The 22,325-nt window shown below is 69.4% G+C and carries 23 protein-coding genes; 14 read left to right on the top strand and 9 right to left on the bottom strand.

Annotated elements, in window-relative coordinates; translation table 11 throughout:
- Window positions 1-351 precede the first annotated feature (351 nt).
- A complete protein-coding gene (locus FNH04_RS14565) occupies window positions 352-1,302 on the top strand; it encodes a DMT family transporter (RefSeq protein WP_322723064.1) in 951 nt (316 codons plus the stop codon).
- A gap of 170 nt (window positions 1,303-1,472) precedes the next feature.
- Here the strand turns inward: FNH04_RS14565 and FNH04_RS14560 are convergent, their stop codons facing one another.
- Window positions 1,473-1,814: an SCO4225 family membrane protein gene (locus tag FNH04_RS14560; protein WP_152784193.1), complete on the bottom strand. Its 342-nt coding sequence runs from the start codon at window positions 1,812-1,814 to the stop codon at window positions 1,473-1,475.
- Between the two features lie 480 nt (window positions 1,815-2,294).
- On the opposite strand from FNH04_RS14560, the gene FNH04_RS47585 reads away from it, so the two are divergent.
- Together FNH04_RS47585 and FNH04_RS14550 are read left to right on the top strand one after the other, a co-directional pair.
- Window positions 2,295-4,280 carry an RICIN domain-containing protein gene (locus tag FNH04_RS47585; RefSeq protein ID WP_228031370.1) on the top strand — a complete coding sequence of 662 codons (1,986 nt, stop codon included), beginning with the start codon at window positions 2,295-2,297 and terminating at the stop codon, window positions 4,278-4,280.
- A 396-nt stretch (window positions 4,281-4,676) separates the two neighbouring features.
- A complete protein-coding gene (locus FNH04_RS14550; RefSeq protein ID WP_152784191.1) occupies window positions 4,677-5,618 on the top strand; it encodes a GNAT family N-acetyltransferase in 942 nt (313 codons plus the stop codon).
- Here FNH04_RS14550 and FNH04_RS14545 read toward each other — a convergent pair.
- Window positions 5,613-8,306, bottom strand: coding sequence for a helix-turn-helix transcriptional regulator (locus FNH04_RS14545; protein ID WP_228031369.1), 2,694 nt, complete (start codon window positions 8,304-8,306; stop codon window positions 5,613-5,615). The two genes, FNH04_RS14550 and FNH04_RS14545, sit on opposite strands and share 6 nt — an antisense overlap.
- An 834-nt stretch (window positions 8,307-9,140) precedes the next feature.
- A complete protein-coding gene (locus FNH04_RS14540) occupies window positions 9,141-9,362 on the bottom strand; it encodes a hypothetical protein (RefSeq protein ID WP_152784187.1) in 222 nt (73 codons plus the stop codon).
- A 357-nt stretch (window positions 9,363-9,719) separates the two neighbouring features.
- On the opposite strand from FNH04_RS14540, the gene FNH04_RS14535 reads away from it, so the two are divergent.
- Entirely contained in the window at window positions 9,720-10,676 is a 957-nt protein-coding gene (locus FNH04_RS14535) for a GlxA family transcriptional regulator (RefSeq protein WP_322723063.1), read from the top strand.
- 127 nt (window positions 10,677-10,803) lie between these two features.
- Window positions 10,804-11,808: a type I glyceraldehyde-3-phosphate dehydrogenase gene (gene gap, locus FNH04_RS14530; RefSeq protein WP_152784185.1), complete on the top strand. Its 1,005-nt coding sequence runs from the start codon at window positions 10,804-10,806 to the stop codon at window positions 11,806-11,808.
- A gap of 116 nt (window positions 11,809-11,924) precedes the next feature.
- Here gap and FNH04_RS14525 read toward each other — a convergent pair whose 3' ends face one another.
- A complete protein-coding gene (locus FNH04_RS14525) occupies window positions 11,925-12,350 on the bottom strand; it encodes a PIN domain-containing protein (RefSeq protein ID WP_322723062.1) in 426 nt (141 codons plus the stop codon).
- Entirely contained in the window at window positions 12,347-12,625 is a 279-nt protein-coding gene (locus tag FNH04_RS14520) for a ribbon-helix-helix domain-containing protein (protein WP_152784183.1), read from the bottom strand. The genes FNH04_RS14525 and FNH04_RS14520 overlap by 4 nt, the downstream gene beginning before the upstream one ends.
- Window positions 12,626-13,609: 984 nt before the next feature.
- On the opposite strand from FNH04_RS14520, the gene FNH04_RS14510 reads away from it, so the two are divergent.
- Complete coding sequence (locus FNH04_RS14510; protein WP_194236679.1) at window positions 13,610-14,110, top strand: YfbM family protein; 501 nt, start codon at window positions 13,610-13,612, stop codon at window positions 14,108-14,110.
- A gap of 927 nt (window positions 14,111-15,037) precedes the next feature.
- On the opposite strand, the gene FNH04_RS14505 is transcribed toward FNH04_RS14510, so the two are convergent.
- From FNH04_RS14505 to FNH04_RS14490, 4 genes are all read right to left on the bottom strand, one after another.
- On the bottom strand, window positions 15,038-16,093 hold the full coding sequence (locus tag FNH04_RS14505) for a pentapeptide repeat-containing protein (protein ID WP_322723061.1): 1,056 nt from the start codon (window positions 16,091-16,093) through the stop codon (window positions 15,038-15,040).
- Window positions 16,094-16,541: 448 nt separating this feature from the next.
- Window positions 16,542-16,940 carry a hypothetical protein gene (locus FNH04_RS14500; protein ID WP_152784177.1) on the bottom strand — a complete coding sequence of 133 codons (399 nt, stop codon included), beginning with the start codon at window positions 16,938-16,940 and terminating at the stop codon, window positions 16,542-16,544.
- Window positions 16,940-17,368 (bottom strand): ATP-binding protein, encoded by a 429-nt coding sequence (locus FNH04_RS14495; protein WP_152784174.1) that lies wholly within the window; start codon window positions 17,366-17,368, stop codon window positions 16,940-16,942. The genes FNH04_RS14500 and FNH04_RS14495 overlap by 1 nt, the downstream gene beginning before the upstream one ends.
- Before the next feature lie 46 nt (window positions 17,369-17,414).
- Window positions 17,415-17,822 (bottom strand): NUDIX hydrolase, encoded by a 408-nt coding sequence (locus FNH04_RS14490; protein ID WP_322723066.1) that lies wholly within the window; start codon window positions 17,820-17,822, stop codon window positions 17,415-17,417.
- A gap of 107 nt (window positions 17,823-17,929) precedes the next feature.
- Between FNH04_RS14490 and FNH04_RS14485 the strand changes: the two genes are divergently transcribed.
- From FNH04_RS14485 to FNH04_RS14455, 8 genes are all read left to right on the top strand, one after another.
- Window positions 17,930-18,718 carry a GntR family transcriptional regulator gene (locus tag FNH04_RS14485; protein ID WP_322723060.1) on the top strand — a complete coding sequence of 263 codons (789 nt, stop codon included), beginning with the start codon at window positions 17,930-17,932 and terminating at the stop codon, window positions 18,716-18,718.
- Window positions 18,719-18,883: 165 nt separating this feature from the next.
- Window positions 18,884-19,240, top strand: a complete 357-nt coding sequence (locus tag FNH04_RS14480; protein WP_152784172.1) for an SCO3933 family regulatory protein — start codon at window positions 18,884-18,886, stop codon at window positions 19,238-19,240.
- Window positions 19,240-20,616, top strand: a complete 1,377-nt coding sequence (locus FNH04_RS14475; protein ID WP_152784170.1) for an FtsK/SpoIIIE domain-containing protein — start codon at window positions 19,240-19,242, stop codon at window positions 20,614-20,616. The genes FNH04_RS14480 and FNH04_RS14475 overlap by 1 nt, the downstream gene beginning before the upstream one ends.
- Window positions 20,617-20,704: 88 nt before the next feature.
- Window positions 20,705-21,364 carry a DUF2637 domain-containing protein gene (locus FNH04_RS14470; protein ID WP_322723059.1) on the top strand — a complete coding sequence of 220 codons (660 nt, stop codon included), beginning with the start codon at window positions 20,705-20,707 and terminating at the stop codon, window positions 21,362-21,364.
- 12 nt (window positions 21,365-21,376) lie between these two features.
- On the top strand, window positions 21,377-21,547 hold the full coding sequence (locus FNH04_RS46530; RefSeq protein WP_194236682.1) for a hypothetical protein: 171 nt from the start codon (window positions 21,377-21,379) through the stop codon (window positions 21,545-21,547).
- Window positions 21,548-21,549: 2 nt separating this feature from the next.
- Window positions 21,550-21,741: a mobile element transfer protein gene (locus FNH04_RS14465; RefSeq protein WP_152784166.1), complete on the top strand. Its 192-nt coding sequence runs from the start codon at window positions 21,550-21,552 to the stop codon at window positions 21,739-21,741.
- A 16-nt stretch (window positions 21,742-21,757) separates the two neighbouring features.
- A complete protein-coding gene (locus FNH04_RS14460) occupies window positions 21,758-21,952 on the top strand; it encodes a hypothetical protein (protein ID WP_322723058.1) in 195 nt (64 codons plus the stop codon).
- Window positions 21,953-21,976: 24 nt separating this feature from the next.
- Window positions 21,977-22,219 (top strand): SpdD protein, encoded by a 243-nt coding sequence (locus tag FNH04_RS14455; protein WP_322723057.1) that lies wholly within the window; start codon window positions 21,977-21,979, stop codon window positions 22,217-22,219.
- Window positions 22,220-22,325: the final 106 nt, after the last annotated feature.

Genomic DNA, 22,325 nt, shown 5'->3' with positions numbered 1-22,325 from the left:
GGCGGTCGGCTCGGGGGGACGCGACCGCCCGGCACCCGCCGGCACCCGCCGGTACCCGCAGGTGACCGGTTCCGGTGGAACCCACTGAAGCCGTCGGCACCCGCCGGCCATCGGCGCCGCCGTGTCAGGGTCCGCGTGAACGGCCCGCCATCGACGGCCGCGCGGACAGGTACCCTCGCAGGGTGAACACCTACTGGCACGTCGTTCTCCCGCCTCTCTGCGCCTGACCGGGCGCGGACACCGGCGGTTTGATCCCCGGCCCCACCGATGTGAGATTCGGTCAGGGGCTTTTGTCGTGCGCCCGTTTCGGATCCCAGTCCCTGACGCATTCGACAACGGAAGTTCACGACTGTGCCGAACCGCACCCCCCTTACGTCCGCGCGCCCTGCCGCCGTCGGCTCGCGCCCTACTCGCTCCCGCCTCCTCAGCGGCCCCGCCCCCATCCTGACCTCGGCCGTGCTGTGGGGTACGACCGGGACAGCGAGCACTGTCGCACCGGCCGGCGCACCAGCGGCGGCCATCGGCTGCGCCGGTCTCGCCCTCGGTGGCGTCCTGCTGTTCCTCACCTCCCGGGACGCCCGTTCCCTGCCCGCCGCCTGCACAGGTCGTGAACGGTGGACGCTGGTCCTGGGGGCGCTCGCGGTGGCCGGCTATCCGGTCACCTTCTACCCGGCGGTCGCCCGGACCGGCGTGGCGGTGGCCACCGTGATCGCGCTGGGCAGCGCGCCGGTCTTCGCAGGACTGCTGTCCTGGGTCACCGGACAGGCCAGGCCGACCGCACGCTGGACCGGTGCGACCGCGGCCGCCGTGCTCGGCTGCGCCCTTCTGGTGCTGGGCCCCGAGCTCGCCGGCCACGCCACGCCGATCGACGTGACAGGCGTTGTGCTCGCCGCCTGCGCCGGACTGTCGTACGCCGTCTACGCGCTGATCGGCGGCAGGCTCATCGCCCACGGACACCCTTCCGAAGGGGTGATGGGCGTGCTGTTCGGCGCGGCCGGGCTGCTCGTCCTGCCTCTCGTCCTGTCCGCCGACACGCACTGGCTCACCACCACCCGCGGTGCGGCGGTGGCGGTGTACCTCGCCCTGTTCACCGTCTACCTGGCCTACCGGCTCTTCGGGCACGGACTGCGCCGTACTCCCGCGTCGGTGGCCACGTCGCTGACCCTGGTCGAGCCCGCCGTGGCAGCGGTCCTGGGCGTCACCGTCCTCGGGGAACGCCTCCCGGCCGTCTCCTGGTGCGGGCTGGCTGTCCTCGGTCTGAGCCTGGTCCTCCTGACCTCCCCAGGCCGCCGGCGCCGATAGCGGACCGAGACGGAAAGCCGGACGGAAGGAGGGACGGAAAACGGGACGGAAAACGGGACGGAGCACGACGATGGCCCCGACCGGCGAACGGTCGGGGCCATCGATCTGCCCTGCGGAGCGGCCGCCCGGTTGGACGGCGTTCGAGAGCCGCCGGGTACGGGTCGGTGAGGTCAGGCGCTGGGTGCGGGGCGTGCGGTTGACGGTCGGCGTCTGCGGACCGCGCGGACGATCGCGCCCAGGACGACGGCGTTCACGACGGCGCCGAGCGCGATTCCCAGGTAGAAGGGCGCGTCGGTCGGTATCCAGCCGAACGCGATGGTGAACGGCCAGTTCAGCGGGGCGGTGAGCAGCATGGGCACGACATAGGACATGGAGGCGTCGGCGGGGTCCAGGTAGACGTCCTCGAAGATGGCGTATCCGGCCGTGAGTCCCACGACGGCCAGGTAGCCGCGGGACAGCCAGTTGCCCACGGCCAGGGCGAGCATGGCACGGCTGCGGCGAAGGAAAGTCACGCTGATCTCCTGTCAGTTGGTCGAGGTGCCCCTTGCCGCGCGGGTGTCGGAGGAGCCGGTCATCACGATGTCCGAGACGTGGGGGGCGCGGCATGAGTTGTGCTACTCAGATGCGACGGGGTTACGACGGGGGAGGACTGCCCTTCGGGGCAACGGAGTCCACCGGCAGGACGCCGCTCCGGGCCGAAGGGACCGGTGACCGGTCGGGGCACCCGCCCCCCTCATGTCTCCGGCTCCGACCGCCTCATCCGAACCGCCTGGCCCCTCGGCAGGCCTCGCGACGCACAGCCGATCGCTACCGATCGCTGCCGCTCGGCAACCTTCTCCTCCTCGGCGACCACATACGAGCTGATTCAGAGCTCTCTTCTGAGTCGCCAGGATCTGCGGGACGACGCACCCGCGGCGCGCGGCAGGCCGGCCCCCGGGGCCCGCCCGGCGGGCCCCGCGCCGAACCGCACCGTGTTCAAGGAGTTCTGTCACATGGGTGACATCAACGAGCCCCGCCTCACGGCCCAGGCCGCCGACGCGGCGCGGCGACCGCGCGGCCGTCACCGCAAGCGCTGGACCGTGACCGGTCTGCTGATCGGTGTGCCGGCCGTGCTGGGGCCGTACCTGCTGCTCTCCCAGCCGGAGTCCGAGGCCGCGACGATCGACTCCACCGCCTATTACCGTCTGGTGTCGGTCAACAGCGGCAAGGTGCTGGAGGTCGCGGAGAGTTCCACCGCCGACGGCGCGAAGGCCGTCCAGCGCACCGACAACGGCGGGCAGAACCAGCAGTGGCGGCTGAAGGCCACCGACAGCGGCCACTACGAACTGGTCAACCGCAGCAGCGGCAAGGCCCTGGGGGTGAAGGGCGCTTCAACGGCGAACAAGGCCGCGGTCGAACAGTCGGCCGCCTCAGGAGCCGCCAACCAGCAATGGAAGATCACCGACCTGGACGGCGGCGCCATCGAGGTCGTCAACCGAAACAGCGGCAAGGTGCTGGACGTCAGGGCGCGTTCCACCGCCGACGGCGCGGCGGTCATCCAGTACAAGGCCAACGGCGGCACCAACCAGCAGTGGAAGCTGGCGGCGGTCCCCGGCACCGGCACCGGTACCGACACGGCCTCGGGGAGCCCTTCGACGCCGGCCACGCCTTCCGCCTCCGCGAGCGACAACACCGGCGGTGATGGCGCCACCAGCGGCGGTGGCAACGACAGCGGCAGCGGCAACGGCACCACGCTCGCCCAGAAGCTCACCGTCTCCAAGGTGACGCTTCCGGCAGCCTTCCGCTACCTGGAGCCCGGCTACAACCAGCTCCCGCAGTGGACCCGCGTCGACACCCAGGCGGCCCCTGACGGTTCGGTGCGGGTGGCATGGCCGGCGTCCGACGGCGTCCACGTGACCTCGCTGTCGCCGAGCCTGGAACGGCAGGGCACCGACACCGTGGTCCCGAACACGGAGGAGGTCAGCGGACTGGTCGCCCACAACAACGGCTTCGCGCTGCTGACCAGGGTCCCGGACAGCAACAAGTGGGACGAGACGGCCGCCGCCCTGATCCGCTACAAGGACGGCTCCGTCCTCTTCAACAAGAAGCTGACCGGCACGGCGAGCAACGACACCTCGCCCGTACTGGACGGCGCGCTGAAGTGGAACGGCAGCAAGTACGGCGCCTACTTCGTCGTGCACGGCGCGGGCGGCTTCGCCGACGGTCACTTCGGCGACAAGCTGGCCTACGTCGACGACGCCGGAACCAAGCAGTCCGGCGGCTGGGACTGGGGGTGCAGCCACAACGAGGGCATAGCCCTGGCCCCGGCGGCCTCCGGGGCCTTCCCGTCCCTCTGCTTCGACGACTGGCGGTCCGGACTGTTCGTAAGCACCGGGATCAGCGCTCCGGACGACGCCCCCGTCGTGCAGCGCGAGCAGTGCTGGGCGGGTTACTGCGGTGGCGCGTACCCCGGCAACTCCGGCGACCTGGTGAAGACCACCGGTGGGTACGCCACGGCCTTCGCCTCCCGGGGAGCGGCCTCGGCGGTCAAGAACACCGCGGACAGCAGCGGCCGTGGCTGGACCGTCACCCCGAAGACCGACACCCACCAGGTGACGGTCGCCTTCCTGAAGGACGCCTCGACCCCCGGCAGCACGGTGAAACTCACCGACGACCCCACCACCGACCACGTCAACGTCCACATCACCCCCTACGGCAAGAACCTGCTGGTCTCGTGGGAGAGCGTCGCCGACGCCACCTGCAAGGACGGCACCTGCACAGGGAAGTTCACCGGCACCCACCTGCAGGTCATCGACCACACCGGAAAGCCGGTCTCGGCGGACGAGGTGGTGGACGCCCGTATCGCCGGAGACATCGCGACCCTGCCGGACTCCAGCCTCACCTGGGCCTTCGTCTCCTCCACTCCCGACTACGGCTCCGCGATGCGCGGCACCTCCCCGACCACCACGACCCTGTCCGTCGCACGCCTCACCGGCTGAACACGACAAGACCGCCGTTCCGACACGAAACCCGGCACGCGACAACCGATCACCACGCACAACAGCAGGGCCCAGGTCCTCGACCTGGGCCTTGTTCCTGGAGCGGGTGACGAGAGCCGAACTCGCGCATACGAGGACTGGGGGCCGACGTCGCCGGTGCGTGCCGGAGTCGCCGGTGCGTGCCGGCGTCGAGCCGGAGGCGTTTCCCTTCTCCTGCGCCTGGTCGCGACCCGGCCCCGATCTCGGTGTGCGCCCGCGTCTCCCCATGCTCGTCCGACCGTGACCGGTCAGGTTAAGTCGCGGCGTCCGATGCCGGTCCGAGTGTGACCGGCCTAGCGTTCAGGACGTCACCCGACAGCGCCAAGGAGTTGCGATGCCTGGCAGTGAGGAAGGCACATGTTGATTCGTCCCACGACCGAGGCCGACCTCGATCGCGTCGTCGCCGTGACGGTCGACGAACCCGTCGGCTGGATCCACGCCGACCGTTATCGCGATGAACTCGGCCAGGGAATGTACCGGCCGGAATGGACCTGGATCGCCGAGGACGGCGACCGGGTGGTGGCCCGGGCCCTGTGGTGGGGACAGTCGTCCAGTGAGCACCCGGTCGCCCTGGACTGCCTGTGGGTCGACGCCTCGGTCGGCGACCGCGCGGCCGTCGCGGCCGAACTCCTCGCCGCCGGCCTGCGGGCGTTCGCCGAGCAGGGCGCGCGCAAACCGCCGCTGTACATGGTGACGCTGCCGAACGCCTGGCGTGAGGACCCGGCCGTCGCCGCCGCCCTGGCCTGGCGGCGCGGGGCGGCGCTGGCGGCCGGTCTCACGGACGAGGTGGAACGGCTGCGCCTGGAGTGGAGTCCCGGCGTCGGGGTGCCGCGCTCCAGCGGCCGGCTCACCTTCGCCGAAGCCACGGACGAGGAGTTCCTGGAGGTCTTCCGGCGCATCGCCCAGGGCAGCCTGGACGGTGAGACCCGCAGGAACCTGGCGGCCAAGGGCGCGGCGGCCACCGCCCGGGACGAGATGGACTTCTACCTGGGCTGCCCCGGCAAGCGCGAGTGGTGGCGGCTCGCGTACACCGCCGACGGAGAGGTCGCGGGCCTTGCGATCCCGTCGGCGACGCCGTACAACCGCAACGTCGGCTACCTGGGAGTCGTACCGGAATTCCGCGGCCGGGGTTACGTCGACGACGTGCTCGCCGAGATCACCCGGGTGCACGCGGAGGCGGGCGCCGAACTGATCACCGCCACCACGGACACGGGCAATGCGCCGATGGCCGCCGCCTTCGCCCGGGCCGGCTACCGGACCGCCGAGATCCGGATGGTCTACTCGGCCCCCGAGTCATGAGGCAAGGAGCGAGGCCAGTTCGGTGCGGGAACTGACGCCGAGCTTGGGGAAGGCGCGGTAGAGGTGGTGCCCGACCGTGCGGGGGCTCAGGAAGAGCTGCGTGGCGATCTCGCGATTGGTCGCCCCGGTGGCGGCGAGCCGTACGACCTCGCGCTCCTGCGGGCTCAGCCGGTTGATCCGTCCGTCCGTGGCACCGGCCGGGTGGGCCGGGTCATGGGTCTCGCCCGCGGCCCGCAGTTCCGCACGGGCCCGGCGGGCCCACGGCTCGGCGCCCAGCTTCTCGAAGGTCTCCAGCGCCTCGCGGAGGTGGTCGCGGGCGTCGATGTTGCGGCGCAGTCGGCGCAGCCATTCCCCGTGGACGAGCGCGGTGCGGGCCCGTTCGAAGTCGCCGCCGTCCGCGTGGAGACGTACGGCCGCCGCGAAGTGGTCCTCGGCCTCGCTGTCCGGGCCGGTCAGGGCCGCGCAGCGGTGGGCCGTCGCGGCGACGGCCGGCCGGCTCACGGCAGCCGCCCAGTCCGCGAGTCGGCGCGCGGGCTCCTTCGCCCGCTCCGGATGGCCGGCGCGCACCGCGGCTTCGGCGAGGTCGGGCAGCAGGAACCGGGCGAGCAGGGGATGGCCCGCTTCCCGCCGCGCCGCCTCAAGATGCTCCAGCGCCGCCTGCGCCCGCCCGAGACCGAGTTCGAGCAGCCCCAGTGCCCACAGGGCATTCGCCGTGCCCCGCCCGACGCCGCGCGGGCGGGTGTATTCCAGGGCCTGCTCCGCCAGGGAGCGGGTCTCTTCCTCGCGCCCCCGGACGGCGGCGAGCGTCGCCAGCACGGCGCGCAGATGGGCGGCCCGGTGGGCCAGGTCGTAGTAGTCGGCGAGCCGGAGACCCTCGGCGGCGTGCGCATGGGCCTGATCGAACCGGCCGAGCGCCAGTTCGACTTCCGCGAGCAGGTGCAGCGTGGTGGGCAGCCACCCGCTGATGCCCTGCTCGCGGCAGAGGGCGACCGCCGCGGTGGCGATCTCGTGCGCCTGCGCGTGGTCGGCGACCAAGTGGCAGTAGATCCCGGCCATCAGCCGGTCCATGAGTCCACTGCCGGGCAGCCGGCACGCCCGTACGAGTTCGCGCAGGGAGTCCAGGGCGCCGGACACCTCGCCGTCGAGCAGGAGGGCGGGCACGGCCAGCACCGGCAGGTCCGGACCGCGGGCCGCGATCTCGCCGATCAGGGCGGCGTCCCCCGAGGAGAAGGCCGCGTGGACCGCGTCGGTCAGGAGGGAGGCGAGCTTGTCGGGGCGACTGGGCGCGATGAGGTCCGCGCATTCGCCCAGGATGCGACCGGCGGTCGCCGGGCTGCCGCAGCCGAGCTCGACGACGGCTCGCACACGGGCGAAGTCCGCCGCCATCCCGGGATCCCGCAGGGGAAGCGGCACCTGGTCGGCCAGGGCGCCGCAGCGCTCGTCCTGGCCCGCTTCGCCGGCCTTCTGGGCCGCGCTGATCAGGAGCCGCGCCCGCCGCTTCGGGTCCTCGGTGAGCTGGGCGGCCCGCTCGTAGGCGGCGGACGCGGACGCCATCGCCTGGCGGCTGCCGGCCCACTCGGCGACGTGCTCCAGTTCGTCGGCGACCCGTTCGTCCGGGCCCGTCGCCGCGGCGGCCAGATGCCAGGCGCGCCGGTGCGCGTGCCGGGCGGTATCCAGTGTCGCCGCCAGCGCTTCGTGGGCGGCGATGCGCCGGGCGAGCGGGGATCCTTGGTAGGCCGCGTACCGGACGAGCGGGTGCCTGAAGCGCAGCGCCTCCCCGGACAGGGAGACGAGCCCGGCGCGTTCGGCGGGCTCCAGGTCCTCGATCGCGGCGCCGCACCGGCGGGCCGCGCTCAGCACCAAGGGCAGATCCCCGGTGTCGTCCGCCGCGGACACCAGGAGCATGGTCTGCGTGGCTTCGGGAAGCCGGCCGATCTGCCCCGCGAGGGCGTCCTGTAATCGGCCCCGCAGCGGGGACGGCGCCTCGGGCAGCGCCAGCGGGCTCAACTGCCCGGCCCGCTGGGCCGGGGTGAGCGCGGTCGGGAGCTCGATCAGGGCGAGCGGGTTGCCCTGCGCCTGGTCGATGATCCATTCCGCGACGTGCGGCGGGAGGCCGGGGAGCAGCGCCGCGGCCGCCTCCCGGTCGATCCCCTCGACGTGGAGCAGGGGAAGGCCCTTCGCCACGCTGCCATGGGCTCCGTCCCGCGCGGCGAAGAGCATCACGGTGCCCTCGGCGCGCAGCCTGCGGGCGACGAAGGTGAGGACGTCCGCGGACGGCCGGTCGAGCCACTGCACGTCGTCGACCAGGCAGAGAAGCGGGGCCTCGGCGCCGATCTCCGACAGCATCGACAGCACGGCGAGACCGACGGTGAAGCGATCACGCACCGCGTCGTCGGTGAGTCCGAAGATCGCTCGCATCGCTGCGGCCTGCGGCGCCGGCAGCCGGTCGAGGACGTCAAGGACGGGCAGGAACAGCTGGTGCAGCCCGCCGAAGGCGAGCTCCATCTCGGACTCGATGCCTTCGACACGCAGCACACGCATGCCGTCCGCCCGCTGGGCGGCATGGTCGAGCAGCGCGGTCTTGCCGATCCCGGCTTCGCCGTGAAGCAGCAGGCTGCTGCTGGCTCCCTGCCGGCAATCGGTGAGCATCCGCTCTATCCGCCGCTGTTCCGCACTTCGTCCCAGCAACACCCGCCCCCGCCGTCGAGTCCGGCCACGCCCCGCCGACGCCATTACTACCAGGCCAGAGCCAACAACGGTTCACCAGCGAGCTCATCACCGAGAACCTGTCGTGCGGCTCGCGCAGTCGGGCGCTGAAGGTGGGGCTGTTGAGGGTGGGGCTGTCGGCGACCACGCGGGCGAACGCGGGGCCGGTGAAGCCGACGACCGGGCTGTGTTCCGCCAGGGTGGTACGCCCCCGGTACCGAAGACCCCGGCCACTCAGCGGCCGGGGTCTTCGTTCCGCCTGTTCGGGCGGCTGCGGACGATATGAGATTCGAACTCGTGAGGGCTTGCCCCCAACACGCTCTCCAACTGTGTTGGGGGCTGTGCGCCAGCGCGTTCACCTGCGTTCATGGGCGACCAGCCGCCGACGCCGAGACGGCTCCGGCTCTCGCCTGAACGACCGTGAACGGGGCTGAATGAGACGGAAACCGATGCGAGAATCCGCCGGCCCCTGTCCGTGGTCGCTGAGACGCCGCACTCCTCACCGCAGCACCGGAGACACACCGGAGACAGCCCGCGGGCGGCTGTCGGACCCACCCCTAGGCAGGTCTAGGCAGCCTTGGGCCGCGCTGCACGTGTGCCCGGGACGGGCACCTGTGCATCCTCGGACCAGAAGGTCTCGTCCTCTCCGAAGTCCGGGGCCTGGAAGGGCTTTGTCGTCGGAGGCGGTGATACTGCGGTGGAACGGCGGGGTTGCCCTTCCAGGGCGGAGAACAGCGAAGTCGGGTCGATGAGAGGTCTGCCTTTCGTTACAGGTCCCTGACGGGACCTGGTGTGCCGTGACCGGGCACAGCGGTCCTACAGCTTGGTCATCTTGGCGTACGGGCTCAAGATCCGCATCTGCGCCGAACCGAAATCCACGAGCGCCGCGATTCCGTCCTCGATGCCGACTACCCGGCCGAGGCCGTACACGTCATGCGTGACCTGGTCGCCCATGGCGAAGTGCTTGGGAGCCGGTGCGACCGGCGCTTTGAAGGGGCTGGTAGGCAAGTGACGCTTCGGTGCCGCAGGCTTTGTCATGGTTCAGTATGAGCCTACGGGTGTCCCGCTTGCTATGGCCGTCGGCACAGATCCGTACGGGAAGAACCATGTCACGTCACTGACCTGGTGCTTCGAGACCACGACGGATGAAAACACCACCGTGGTGACGGCCCCGAGGCGGTGTCAGGACCGCACAGCACGGTCTCGTGCAGGGGGTCGGCCTGCGTTCTCCTCGTCGTCCTCGTCGTCCTCGTCGTCCTCGCCGTCCTCGCCGTCCTCGCGTTCAGGTGCAGCACTGCGTATCCGTGCTCCTCCGGGTGCCGTGCCGTGCCGTGCCGGCCGCGTCGGCGGTGGGGACGAAAGGTCCAGCCCCGCACTCCCTCGTACCCTGTCCCCGTGCCGTCCCCCCGCCTGCATCGCGTCGCCGTCCTTGTGCTCGTGGGTGCGAAGCCGCTCGATGTCGGCATTCCCGCGCAGGTGTTCACGACCCGCGCGAGCATGCCGTACGAGGTGCGCGTGTGCGGGTCGGAACCTGGTCTCGTGACCGGCGGCGACGGCCTGTCGTACTACGTTGCCCACGGTCTTGACGCGCTCGCGTGGGCCGACATCGTCTTCATCCCCGGCTACCGGTTCCCGGACCGCGACGATCCGCCGCAGGCAGTCGTCGACGCGCTGATCGCAGCCCACGCCCGGGGCACGCGGCTCGCCGCCATCTCGACGGGGGCCTTCGCGCTCGCCGCCACGGGCCTGCTCGACGGCAGACGCGCCACGACGCACTGGCATTACTCACGGGCGCTTGCGGCGAAGCATCCGCTCGTCCAGATCGACGAGGACGTTCTGTTCGTCGACGAGGGCAGCGTGCTGACGTCGGCGGGCGCCGCCTCGGGCATCGACCTGTGCCTGCACATTCTGCGCGGCGACCTCGGGATGGCCGCGTCGAACCACGCGGCCCGGCGCCTGGTCGCGGCCCCCTATCGCAGCGGCGGTCAGGCGCAGTATGTGCCGCGCAGCGTGCCCGAGCCGCTCGGCGAGCGGTTCGCCGCCACCCGCGAGTGGGCGCTGCACCGGCTCGGCGAGCCCCTCACCCTGGAGGTGCTCGCGCGGCATGCGGGGGTCTCGCCGCGTACGTTGTCGCGGCGCTTCGTCGAGGACACGGGGTACACGCCCATGCAGTGGGTCATGCGCGCGCGCATCGACGTGGCCCGTGAGCTGCTCGAACGTTCGCAGCGAAGCGTGGAGCAGATCGCAGCCGACGTCGGTCTGGGCACCGGTGCGAATCTGCGGCTGCACTTCCAGCGCATCCTCGGCACCACGCCGAGTGAGTACCGGCGCACTTTCGCCCAGGGCGAGTAGCCCGCCGCCCCATAGAGGGATCCGTGGCGCGATCCTTTTGAACCGTGGCGATCACGCCGCTGTCCCGGGCGGTTGCCTGCCGCGACGCTGGTGGCGAACCGGAGAGACCGAAGGGACACCACCACTCATGACGCGCATCGCGATCAACGGATTCGGCCGCATCGGACGCAATGTGCTGCGCGCACTGCTCGAACGCGACAGCGACAGCGACCTCGACATCGTCGCCGTCAACGACCTCACGGAGCCCGCCACCCTCGCCCGGCTGCTCGCCTATGACACGACGGCCGGCCGGCTCGGTCGCCCGGTGACCGTCGACGGGAACACCCTTGTCGTCGACGGCCGTCGCATCACGGTGCTCGCGGAGCGCGAGCCGGCGCAGCTGCCGTGGGCCGAACTCGGCGTCGACATCGTCCTGGAAGCCACCGGCCGCTTCACCTCGGCGAAGGCCGCCCGCGCCCACCTCGACGCCGGCGCGAAGAAGGTACTCGTCAGCGCGCCGTCGGACGGCGCCGACGTCACGCTCGCGTTCGGGGTCAACACCGACGCGTACGACCCGGACGTGCACACGATCGTCTCGAACGCCTCGTGCACGACCAACGCGCTCGCGCCGCTGGCCGCGGTGCTCGACGAGCTCGCGGGCATCGAGCACGGCTTCATGACGACGGTGCACGCCTACACGCAGGAGCAGAACCTGCAGGACGGTCCGCACCGCGACGCCCGCCGCGCCCGCGCCGCCGCCGTCAACATCGTGCCGACCACGACGGGCGCCGCCAAGGCGATCGGCCTGGTCCTGCCGAACCTGGACGGCAAGCTGTCCGGCGACTCGATCCGGGTCCCCGTCCCGGTCGGCTCGATCGTCGAACTCAACACGACCGTCGCCCGCGACGTGACGCGCGACGACGTGCTGGCGGCGTACCGCGCCGCGGCCGAGGGCACGCTCGCCGGCATCCTCGAGTACTCGGACGACCCGCTCGTGTCGTCCGACATCGTGGGCAATCCGGCCTCGTCGATCTTCGACTCGGCCCTCACCCGCGTCGACGGCCGCCACGTCAAGGTGGTCGCCTGGTACGACAACGAGTGGGGCTTCTCGAACCGCGTGATCGACACGCTCAAGCTCCTCGCCACCCGCTGACGGGTGCGAGGACGGCCCCGCCCCCGACACGCCAGTGCCGGTGGGTGTCCCGGGCGGCGCTGAATGGGCGTGAACGAGACCAGAACTGAGCCCAGAACTCAGACCAGAGCGTCGTGTCAGACCTTCCTGACGACGATCGTGTTCGGGACCAGCTTCTCCAGGTCGTCCACGTCCGAGGTGAAGACGGTGACCTGCCCCTTCTGCTGTCGGGCGACGACGGCGAGCACCGCGTCGATCGCGTACTTGTGGCCGTGGAGCTTTGCGTCGGCCAGGAGCCGACGGGCCTGGCGTGCCTCGTCCTTGCCGATGTCGGCGACCTTCAGCCGCGAGAGCACCCAGTCCCAGCGCTGCTCGGTGGTTCTGCCGTCGTACGCCTCGACCAGCGTCATAGGGGACGTGACCACCTCGGCTTCGCCCCGGGCCGCGAGGTCGAGCCAGGCGATCATCTTCCGGTCGCCACGCACAGCGAGGGACAGGGCCTCGCAGTCGAGTACGAAGACGCGCAGTGGCCGCTGCCCGTACTCACCGGACCGCTTCTTCACGCGGCCTCTCCGGACTTTTGCTCTCCGGCGGTGCGGCGGCGCTCGTGTTCGGCGTCGAGATCCTCCAGTTCCTCGGCCGCGGCCGCGCGCTCGTCCTCGCTGACGGGGCCGTGTTCCTCCTGCAGCCAGTCGACCAGCTCCAGCAGCCGGTCCCGGTCGCGCTTGAATCGCAGTGCTTCGGCGACATACGCCGAAAGCCCCCGTTCAGCCGCCTCGGAGCGGATCTCGTCCAGGAGCTCCTCGGGGATCGTCACTGTCACTTTCTTGGTGGCCATACAAGAGACCATACTCTCGGTACACCCGCCCCTACCAGAGGGCGCTGCGGTCAGTCAGACCCAGGAGGCCATGTCCACATGCGTCCGGGGAGAGATGTTCGGCGGGTGAGCACCTCACGCTCTCGGAGGCGAAGAAGCGGCGGCACGCGATGCCGCTGACGTTGCTCTGCGCGATGCATTGTGGCGGGGTGTGGGACGGGATGCCCGCAGCGACGTCCCGAACTGGCTCAGCGCAGCCAGTTGCTCGCGCTGTACTTCGTCCTCCCCTACCTGCGGAAGTCGGCCGCGAGAGTATCGAGGAGGCTCTGCGTCGACGTCGCGGCGGTAAGGTCAGCCATGGTGTTCGGTGCGTTGTACGGGCCGGCTCTGGCTGCCGAAAGTAACGACGTTCGTGACGAGGTCGTCCGAGCCGCCAACGCCGCTGGCTGGGCGGTGGAGCGGGCTGATCCGGCCGCGCGTACGAGTCGAGCGCCATCCCGACGCTGATCTTGGTCACGGCCTGCAGTCCTGCCTTCGTTCTTCGGGGTGCAGTGGCACCAAGAAAGAGGCGAGGCCACCCCTGCTCCGGCGCGGAGCGTGAGTCAGCCGAGTGGCGGTGCCGCGACCGTCGCGGCCGGAGGTACGTCGGCACGCCGTGCAGTATGTCGCATATGCCAGAAGTGAATGAGGCCAAAACTGAGACCAAGGCATGCCGAGGACCCCGGCCGCTAAAGCGGTCCAGGGTTCTCGTTTCGCCTGTTCAGGCGGCTGCGGAGGATACGAGATTCGAACTCGTGAGGGGTTGCCCCCAACACGCTTTCCAACTGTGGTGGTGGGGTGGAGGGCTGTGTGCAGGGGCGTTCACCTGCGTTCATTGGGGGCTCGTCACCAGGCTGGGATCGGCTGCCGGTCTCGGCTGAACGCTGGTGAACCGGGCTGAATGAGACGGAAACTGAGACGGCCCGTCCGGCGGTCGTTGTCAGTGGCCACGCCTAGTCTCCGACCATGAGCATGATCGGTGAGTACCTGCGTGTCACGGCTGCTGAGCTTGATCGAGCGATCCAAGATCCCGACTGGGCTCTGAACTTCGTCGAAGAGGTCCAGGACGCCGAGGAGCAGACGGAGCCTGCGCCGACCGAGGCGCGCCACTTCAGTACCTACAAGACCTGGGACATGCTCCGCTTCCTGCTGGCGCGCGCAGAGTTCCCCGTGAACGTGATCCACGGTGAGGAGCCGTTCGCCGAGGACGAGGACTGGGGCTACGGGCCTCCGAGGTACCTGCGGCCTGAGCGGGTCCGGCTCGCGGCGGAAGCTCTGCGGGCTACCAGCTATGACCAGCTCTTCAGTGGCGTGGATCCTGCCGAACTGACCAGCGCCGAGGTCTATCCCCTCGGATGGAGTGAGCCCGGCTCACTGGAATGGGGGCGTCCCTGGTACGACGGCCTCACACAGTTCTTCGAGGCTGCTGCCAGGGCGGACGACGCGATGCTCGTCTGGCTGGACTGACGGGCCCCCGACGGCGATGAGACTTCAGCTTGGGAAGCTTGGGTCTTCTGGCGGCGGTTACTGCGCTGACCTGCGGCGGAGCGGTGTCGGCGCCTGATGGGCGGTCGACTGGTTCCCCGGTGTTTCCCCGTGGTTCCCCGCAGGAACTGGCACGGGTCTGGCACGAGCCAATCCGCTTCAGGTGATCACGAGGTTGGCTTCATGACATGTCCCAGGGCAACAAGGCCGATTCCGACCACGATCAACGAGGGACTCCCAAACCCGCCGCATGCAACGAGCAGCGCACCCGCTCCCCAGAGTCTCGGCTGTCGAACATGGCGCTGCAGCCATCGGCCCGGCATACGCCCGAGGAGCAAGCCATGCAGGCCGAGCACAGCACACGCGAGCCAGAGTGCCCCCACCAGGAGCACCACTGGCAGAAGGAAGCCCGCAAACGATGTCGACATGGTCAATCCCCCAGTGGACTGGCGGCCTTGTTCCCAGCCCAGAAGTCTCGCATGTCTGTGCGGACGTAGACGGTTGGACCTCTTCGTCCCGAAGCAACTTGGGCGGGGGCTCTGCCTTGGGGTGGTGTTCCTCTCACCTGCGCTGATGGTCCGCAGACGTTCGCTCTCGTCCGCCGCTGTTCGTGGGCGTTGTCACGCAGTTAGACACTCACCTGGTGCGGCTCTCAGTGCGCGGGATCAGCGCACGTCAGCTCAGTTCTCCGGGTGCAGGCATAACCCACCCAGTGTGGCAGATCAACGCCGGGAGCCCAGGCCGGAGCGGGGTGGGGGTGGTCACCCGCGGGTGCCGACTGTCAGCGTTGGTCGGCCGCGCACGGCCCAGGGACGGCCCAGGTGGCCCGGGAGTCGCGATCACGACTCAAACAGTTCTATTTACCGCGCACCCGCGATCTCAACAGCGAGAGGTGCTTCATCCGGTGTTTCAGTACTCATCTTCCCCTCCACCCCAGCGCAACGGGAGAACAGTATTTTCATCGGTGATTGCCTCAGCGAGTTGATCTTGCTCCAGCCCGCGGACTGTACTCAAGTCGACGCCGCGAAGGTTAGTTCCGCTGAGTTTCGCACGGGTGAACCTTGCATTGGTCAGGATTGCGGGGGGCATTGGGGGGTTCCCATCTTCTGCATACCTTCGCCCGAAATCAGATTCACTCAGGTCACAGCCATAGAAGTCACAATTGGCTAGATCGGCCGCAAGGAACCAGGATTTTCGATAAACAGCATTCACAAAGTTGGCTCCACGAGCAGTGCAGCGCGTGAAAGCTGCTCTTTCCGCCGTACAGAAAGAAAGTCCCGCACCGTCGAGCTGTGCACCTGAGAACCCAGCACCGGTCAAGTTGCTGTAGTAGAACATAGAGTCACGGAAGTCTCCACGGAGATGAGCATCAGTCAGACCGCAGTGATAGAAGTCCAACCTGGCGTCACTCAAGGCGACTGATCGCCTCCCCAGCACAGTGATGGCGGCCTGAACGTCTGCGGTCACATGACTATCCCTAGGGGAACGCGGATCATCTCTGGTGTTCTCACGAATATGGGCTGTTAGCAGCTCCACCACCGTGGATCTATCGTCGTTCGAGTCCTTAGCGATGCGTTCGAGCGAGAAAATGCCGCCGATTCTCACCGTCATATTGTCCGAAGACAGGAGCTTGATCGCCTCTACATACCTGTCAGTTACTTGACCCTCACGAGTGAGCTGCGCCTGTTCTCGATCCTTCTCTCGCGTGTGCTCGAAAAGTTTCTCCGACTGCTCGAAGAGTCTTTCTGTGTGCTTATGACTGCGATGCGTGTAGTAAAGCCCGAGTCCAGCGATCACCCCCGCTCCCAGCGCTACGAGCGTCGTACGAAAACCCGTGATGACTACTCCGTCTGCTGGTTGGAGATTCTTCTGCCGCAGATGACTGCTGTCGAACCACCAAGGCCCCTTCCAAAGAAGGAGCCCATATCCCAACACAATCACAGCAGCCGCAAGACCGATACTCACAGGTTTCACCCATGCCCTCATGCCTCGCAGCATGCCTCGACAAGCAAGGGCCCAACCGCTGAACCACGCAACCCTGAGGAACAATTGAGGTACGCGAAGGCAGCCAGCAGGATGCTCGAAGGTCGGCGGAGCGGCTTTGGGCTGGAGCTGCTTTGGGGCGAGTGATCATGGCCCCGTAAGCTTCCGGCGCGTCGGGCAGTCTGTGGACCTGCCCGTTAAAGCACGACGTTGGGGCCATGATCTTAGAGGCTCGCCCCAAAGTGGCTGCCTAAAGCCGCGGAGCCGACCGTCCCAGCCACAGAGGGTGTCTCCCCACTTCATGCCCGCAGCCGCCGAGCGCGCCGCCGGGCGCGGCCAGCCGGGGCGCAGACAGGAGGCAGGCCGCGCCGCAGAGGCGGCGCGCGCCCGCGCCGTGCGCGGGCCTTGAACCCGTAAAGAAGGTTGTAACTCAGTCGGTCTGCACGGTCTGCTGGGTCCGCAGGGGCTTGAAGGTGTGTGCGCAGGCTGGGAGTTCGGCGCCATGGCGGTGTGCGAGGGGCAGGAAGAGTGCTGGGCGGATCGTCCAGGTGATCCGGGTGGTGGCGTGTGTGACTGTCACTGTGCAGTGCTCCGCGCGCATGAGGGCCCTTCGTGTCTCGGTGCGTCCCTCGTAGAGCCATGCCCACGCCTCGTCGGACGCTTCCGGGTCGAATGCTGGTGAGATGGTGCGGAGGGCGACCGCAACCCACCTGTCGGCCTGTAGAGCCGAGTACGCGTCGAAGGACCCCAGGAGTGCCGGACTCGCGGTCTCGTCGGTGAGGTCTTCGGTCCAGCACTCGCACCAGTAGCCGCAGCGTGGCGTGTCCATCAGCACGGGTGGTCTCCCGGGCGGGTGTCCGCGAAGAGTTCCGCGGTGACCGTGTAGCCGCTGTGGCTGTCGTGGATGACGACCCGGTGGGCGATCAGGCTGACCATGCCCAGGCCTCGGCCGTGTTCGGCGTCCTCGTTCTGGTGCTTGGCCTTCGGGGCCGTGCCGGTGCCTCCGTCGTCCGTGACCGACAGTGCGACCACCTGCGGTGAGACGGCAACAGCCAGGTGGAAGCTGCCGGACTCCAGGCCGCTGGCCGTGTGGAGGATCGCGTTCGCGCTCAGCTCGCTCACGATCAGTTCGGCGTCCTCGGCCAGTGGGGAGCCGTGCAGGATGTCGCGTGTCCAGCGGCGGGCTCGGCTGACCTCTTCGGGGAATCCTGGGCAAGTGAGTCCCCAGACCCGGGCGGTGCTCGTATACTCGTGCATACAAGTTCCTTCGTACTGGTGGGCCGCCATGTGCAGCGGGTTCGGGCTAGACGAGTTTCACGCCGTCGTGGGCGCGGATGGCCGGCGGGGATGCCGCGTCGAGTGCGTCCAGGACGCGGATCGCGTATGCCTCGTCGGCGAGTTCGATGACTTCTTCGCGGGTGGCCCAGCGCAGTGCGCGGGTCTCGTCGCCGGTGGTGGGGGTGCCGTCCGCGGCCTGGCAGCGAAAGACCAGGGAGACGATCAGGCCCTTCATGTTCTTGTAGACGCCGGTCAGGGTCGCGGGAAGCGTGATCTTGATGCCGGTCTCTTCGAGAACCTCGCGCTGGAGGGCCTCGGGGATGCTTTCCTCGCGTTCGAGGACTCCGCCCGGGGGTTCCCAGTGACCGTTGTCGCGGCGCTTGATCAAGAGGGCGCGGTTCTGGTCGTCGACGATGACTCCGGCGACGCTCACGGAGTGCGGACGGTCGGTGCTCACGTTCCTCGGCCCTCTCGGCTGGCTAGGCTCTCCACCGTAGCAACAACAAACACCCACTCGTCTAGATATCTAAAGGAGTACACGTGCCCTCTCTTCCTTCTGGCGTCCTCGGTGATCTCGACCCCACGAGTGATCGTGCGGTCTTTCGGCAGATCGCCGACCAGCTGCGCGAGGCCATCGATCGCGGGCGGTTCAAGGAGGGTGAAAAACTGCCCTCGGAGGCTGAGCTTGTTGACCACTACGGGGTATCCCGGATGACGGTCCGCAACTCCTTCTCCGTCCTCCAGGGCGAAGGGCTCGTGCACGCCGAGCACGGCAAGGGCGTCTTCGTCCGGCCCCGGCCGCCTGTGCGGCGGCTCGCCTCCGACCGGTTCGCCCGGCGGCACAGAGAGCAGGGCAAGTCCGCGTTCATTGTCGAGGCGGATGCTGCGGGCAGTCATCCGCAGGTCGACAGCCTGGAGGTCAAGGAGGAGAAGGCCAGTCAGGACGTCTCCGCGCGCCTCGGGTCCGTGCGGCGTGTCCTCGCCCGGCGTCGGCGGTATCTGCTGGATGGACGGCCGGTGGAGTTCGCCACCTCGTACCTGCCGCTCGACATCGCCCGGGGCACTGCCATCGCCGAACCCAACCCTGGGCCCGGCGGCATCTACGCCCGGCTTGAGGAACTGGGGCACCGCCTCGACCACTTCGAGGAGGAGATCCGGGCCCGGATGCCCTCGCCGGCTGAGGTGAAGACGCTCCGGCTGGCCTCCGGTGTGCCCGTGATCCACCTGATCCGGACCGCGTTCGACGCGGAGGGGCGGGCTGTGGAGGTCTGCGACACGGTGATGGCGGCGGACGCCTACGTCCTGTCGTATCAGCTCCCGGCGACGTGATCGGGTGATCGGCGGTGGTGCGCGGGGGCGTCTTCCCGAACTCGTACACCCCAACAGGCATACTCGTATAGACGAGTGGGCAAGTGCTGTGGCAAGGTGGTCGTCGTTCCCGGAGATCGGGTTCGAACGCTGCATCTTGTATAGACGAGTAGATGGGAAGAAATCTTGCGCACCATCCGTGTGGAGACCTCCGCCGCAACGATCCTGCTGACCGAGGCTCCCGAACCCAAGGTCCGCGACCGGCAGACCGGCGAGATCGCCAAGGACGCCGTCAGCGGTGAGGCGCTGATGACGATCGGCGTCGTCTACATCGAGGAAGGGGAGTCGTCGCTGATCAAGGTCACCGTCCCGGAGAGCGGTGTGTCCGAGGGGCTCGCCCTCGGTGCTCCGATCTCGCTGCCGGGGCTGGTTGCCCGGCCGTGGGAGAGCGTGTTCAACGGGCAGCAGCGCCACGGCATCGCCTACCGCGCCGCCGCCGTCACCCCGGCCGCCTTCCCGGCCGCCATGGGGGCCACGGCCTGATGACCGATCTCGTGACGCTTCTGGAGGTGGGTGGTCCTGTCGCCGCGCTCGGCGGCGGGGCCGCCTACACCCGGGCCCGGCATCCGGCCGTGTACTGGTCGGCGGTCGGCGGGCCGATATCCACCCTCCGGCTGCTCAGCTCGTACGCCTCGGTCATGGAGGCCTGCGGCCTGACCGTGGCGCCGTCCCGGCTTCGGGTCCTGGCGGTCAAGGCCACCACCCGGCGGGAGGTCCGGCCCGTTCCCCCGCGTCGGGGCATCATCCGGCCCACCTCGACCGGGCTCCGGCTCCGTCTGCGGCTTGCTCCGGGGCAGGAACCTGCCGATGTCGCCGCCTCGGCGGAACGGCTGCGGCACGCCTGGGGCGTTCACGCTGTGTACGTCTCGACCGTCAAGCCCGGTGTGGTGGAGCTGCGGCTGGTCGGCTTCGATGTGCTGCGGCGCGTGCGGATGCCACGCAAGACCGGCGCCGGATTCCTCAAGGTGCCGGTGGCTCTGCGGGAAGACGCCACACCCTTCATACGCGACTACCGCACCATCCCGCACCAACTCACCCTCGGCGCAACGCTGTCCGGCAAGTCCATGTACCTGCGCCACCTGATCGCCGGACTCGCCCGGCATCCCGTCGCCCTGGTCGGCATCGACTGCAAGCGCGGCGTGGAGCTCGCGCCGTTCGCATCGCGGCTGTCGGCGCTGGCGACCGATCCGGAGCAGGCGGCCGAGCTACTGCCCGTGCTCGTGAAGGAAATGGAGGACCGATACGACCTGATCAAGGCCCGGCAGGGCATCGCCCCGGACACCCCGGACGAGGAGATCACCTCCGACATCTGGGGCCTGCCCGAGAGCGAACGGCCCGTGCCGGTCGTGCTGTTCGTCGACGAGGTGGCCGAACTCTTCCTCGTCGCCACGAGGAAGGAGGAAGAGCGGCGGGACGAGATGGTCACCCAGCTCATCCGGCTCGCCCAGCTCGGCAGGGCTGCCGGAATCTACCTGGAGGTCTGCGGGCAGCGCTTCGGCGCCGAGCTCGGCAAGGGCGCCACCATGCTCCGAGCCCAGCTGACCGGCCGGGTCTGCCACCGCGTCAACGACGAAGCCTCCGCCAAGATGGCACTCGGCGACATCGCCCCCGAAGCGGTCTTGGCCGCCTGCGCCATCGCCCCCGAACGGCCCGGTCTCGCTGTCGCGGGCGACACCTCCGGCGGCTGGTCCCGCATCCGCACGCCGTACCTCTCCCTCGGCGACGCCGCCGAGATCTGCCGCGACTCCGCGCACCTGGCGCCCGACCTGCCCGCGCTCAAGCCCTTCCGGCCCCACGTGCCCGTACGGCCGGTCGAGACCCCGGCTCCGGTCGTCGAGCCGCGCCCCGTGACCGAGTGACCCTCGTTCCTCCCTGACTCCGGTCGGCGTGACCGTCTCGCGCCAACTCCCTACTCCTGCCATGCCCGAACCCGGAAGGAGCCGCATCGTGCGCGTCCAACTGGCCCGCGTTGACGCGGTGCTCGTCCAGGCCGTCATCGCCGCCGCGCTGTCCTTCGCCCACCTGCACGACATCGCTATGGCGGCCGGACAGGACGGGTGGAAAGCGTGGGCCTACCCGATCAGCGTTGACCTGCTGCTTGTCGCCGCCTGGCGTCGACTGCGCTCCGGTGAGGCGAAAGCGGCCGGGTGGTGCTGGTTCGTCATCGCCCTCGCCGCCTCCCTCGGCGCCAACGTGGCCACCGCCGGCCTGCTCGACCTGGGCGACGTACCCGCCTGGCTGCGCATCCTCGTCGCCGGATGGCCCGCGGTCGCCTTCCTCGGCGGAACGCTCCTCGCCCACTCCACGCCGACGACGGCCAACACCGGCGCCGAGCACGGCAAGGACATCGAGGACCACGACCAGGCGGACGACGCCGAACCCTCCCGAGAGGAGCCCTCCGCACAACCGGTCGCCATCGAAGCACCGCCTGAGCGTCCTGCCATGCCCGTTCCGGCCGCCCTCGTCGAACACGCCCGCAAGGTCGCCGCCGAGCACCACACCCGCACCGGAACACCCATCGACACCCCAACCCTGCGTGCTCGCCTCGGCGTCCCCGCACCCATGGCCGAAGCCATCGCCAGCCACCTCACCCCGACAGGGAGTTGAACCGTGTCTCGCTTGACCACCGCCGCTGACTACCTCGAAGCGGCCCGACAGATGGCCGTCACCGGCCGTACGTCACTCGCCCGGCTCCTCGCCGAAGAAGCCGCCGACCGAACCTCGGACACCTCGCAAGCCGCCCGCATCCTGAGCGACTTCCCCGGCCCGAGCCTGCGACGGGAGGACTGACCATGACCGCCAACCGCCGCTTCCGCAACGTCGTCCGCATCGGCCCCGTCCAGGTCGGCACGTCCTACAACGGCCGTGGCCGTGAGAAGCACACCGCCGCCTGCACCGCCCCGCGCTGCGGCTTCTCCGCCGACTACGACAGCCGCGCCGCCGCCGAGCTGGCCGCCCGCACCCACCGCTGCCCCGTCCGCTGAAAGGACTCCGTACCCCGTGACCGTCAGCCTGCCCCTCGTCGTCGTCCTCGGCTTCTTCACCTGGGGAGCCGTCAAGTTCCTCGGCGTCCGCACCTGGATCGTCGTCCTGGTCGCCCTCTTCGGCTTCTGGCTCTCGCACACCTTCATGGCCCCCGCCATCGAGTCCGGCACGCGCTCCAGCGTGGACGTCATAAACGGCGCGCACATCTAGACGAGTAGATAAGAAGGGCCTGCCGTGTTCCTGCCCAAGTACCCCGACAACCCCACTCCGCCTTCCGCGCACACCCACACCCCGGCCGACCCGGCGCCCGTGCGACGAGCGATACCCCCGGTGTCCGTCAGCAGCGGAGCGGTCGCGGCCGTCGTCGTGGGCGGCGTGGTCCTCACCGCGCTCCTGACCGCCGTCGCCGTCTCGGCCATCTCCGTGGCCATCGCCGCCGTGGTCCTGCGCTCCCTCATGCGCGACCAGCGGCGCTGAACGGCACCTGACGACCCCCGGGGCGGCCCGATACCGCCAAGCATCCGCCGCCCCGGGGCCCGTCCCTCCCGACCAAGACAGCCAGAAGGAGAACGCCATCTTCACC

Origin of the sequence: Streptomyces phyllanthi (assembly GCF_009377205.1) — a bacterium.
Lineage (GTDB): Bacteria > Actinomycetota > Actinomycetes > Streptomycetales > Streptomycetaceae > Streptomyces > Streptomyces phyllanthi.
The sequence above is the reverse complement of the archived record's forward strand: the minus strand, read 5'-3'. Positions and strand labels throughout refer to the sequence as shown.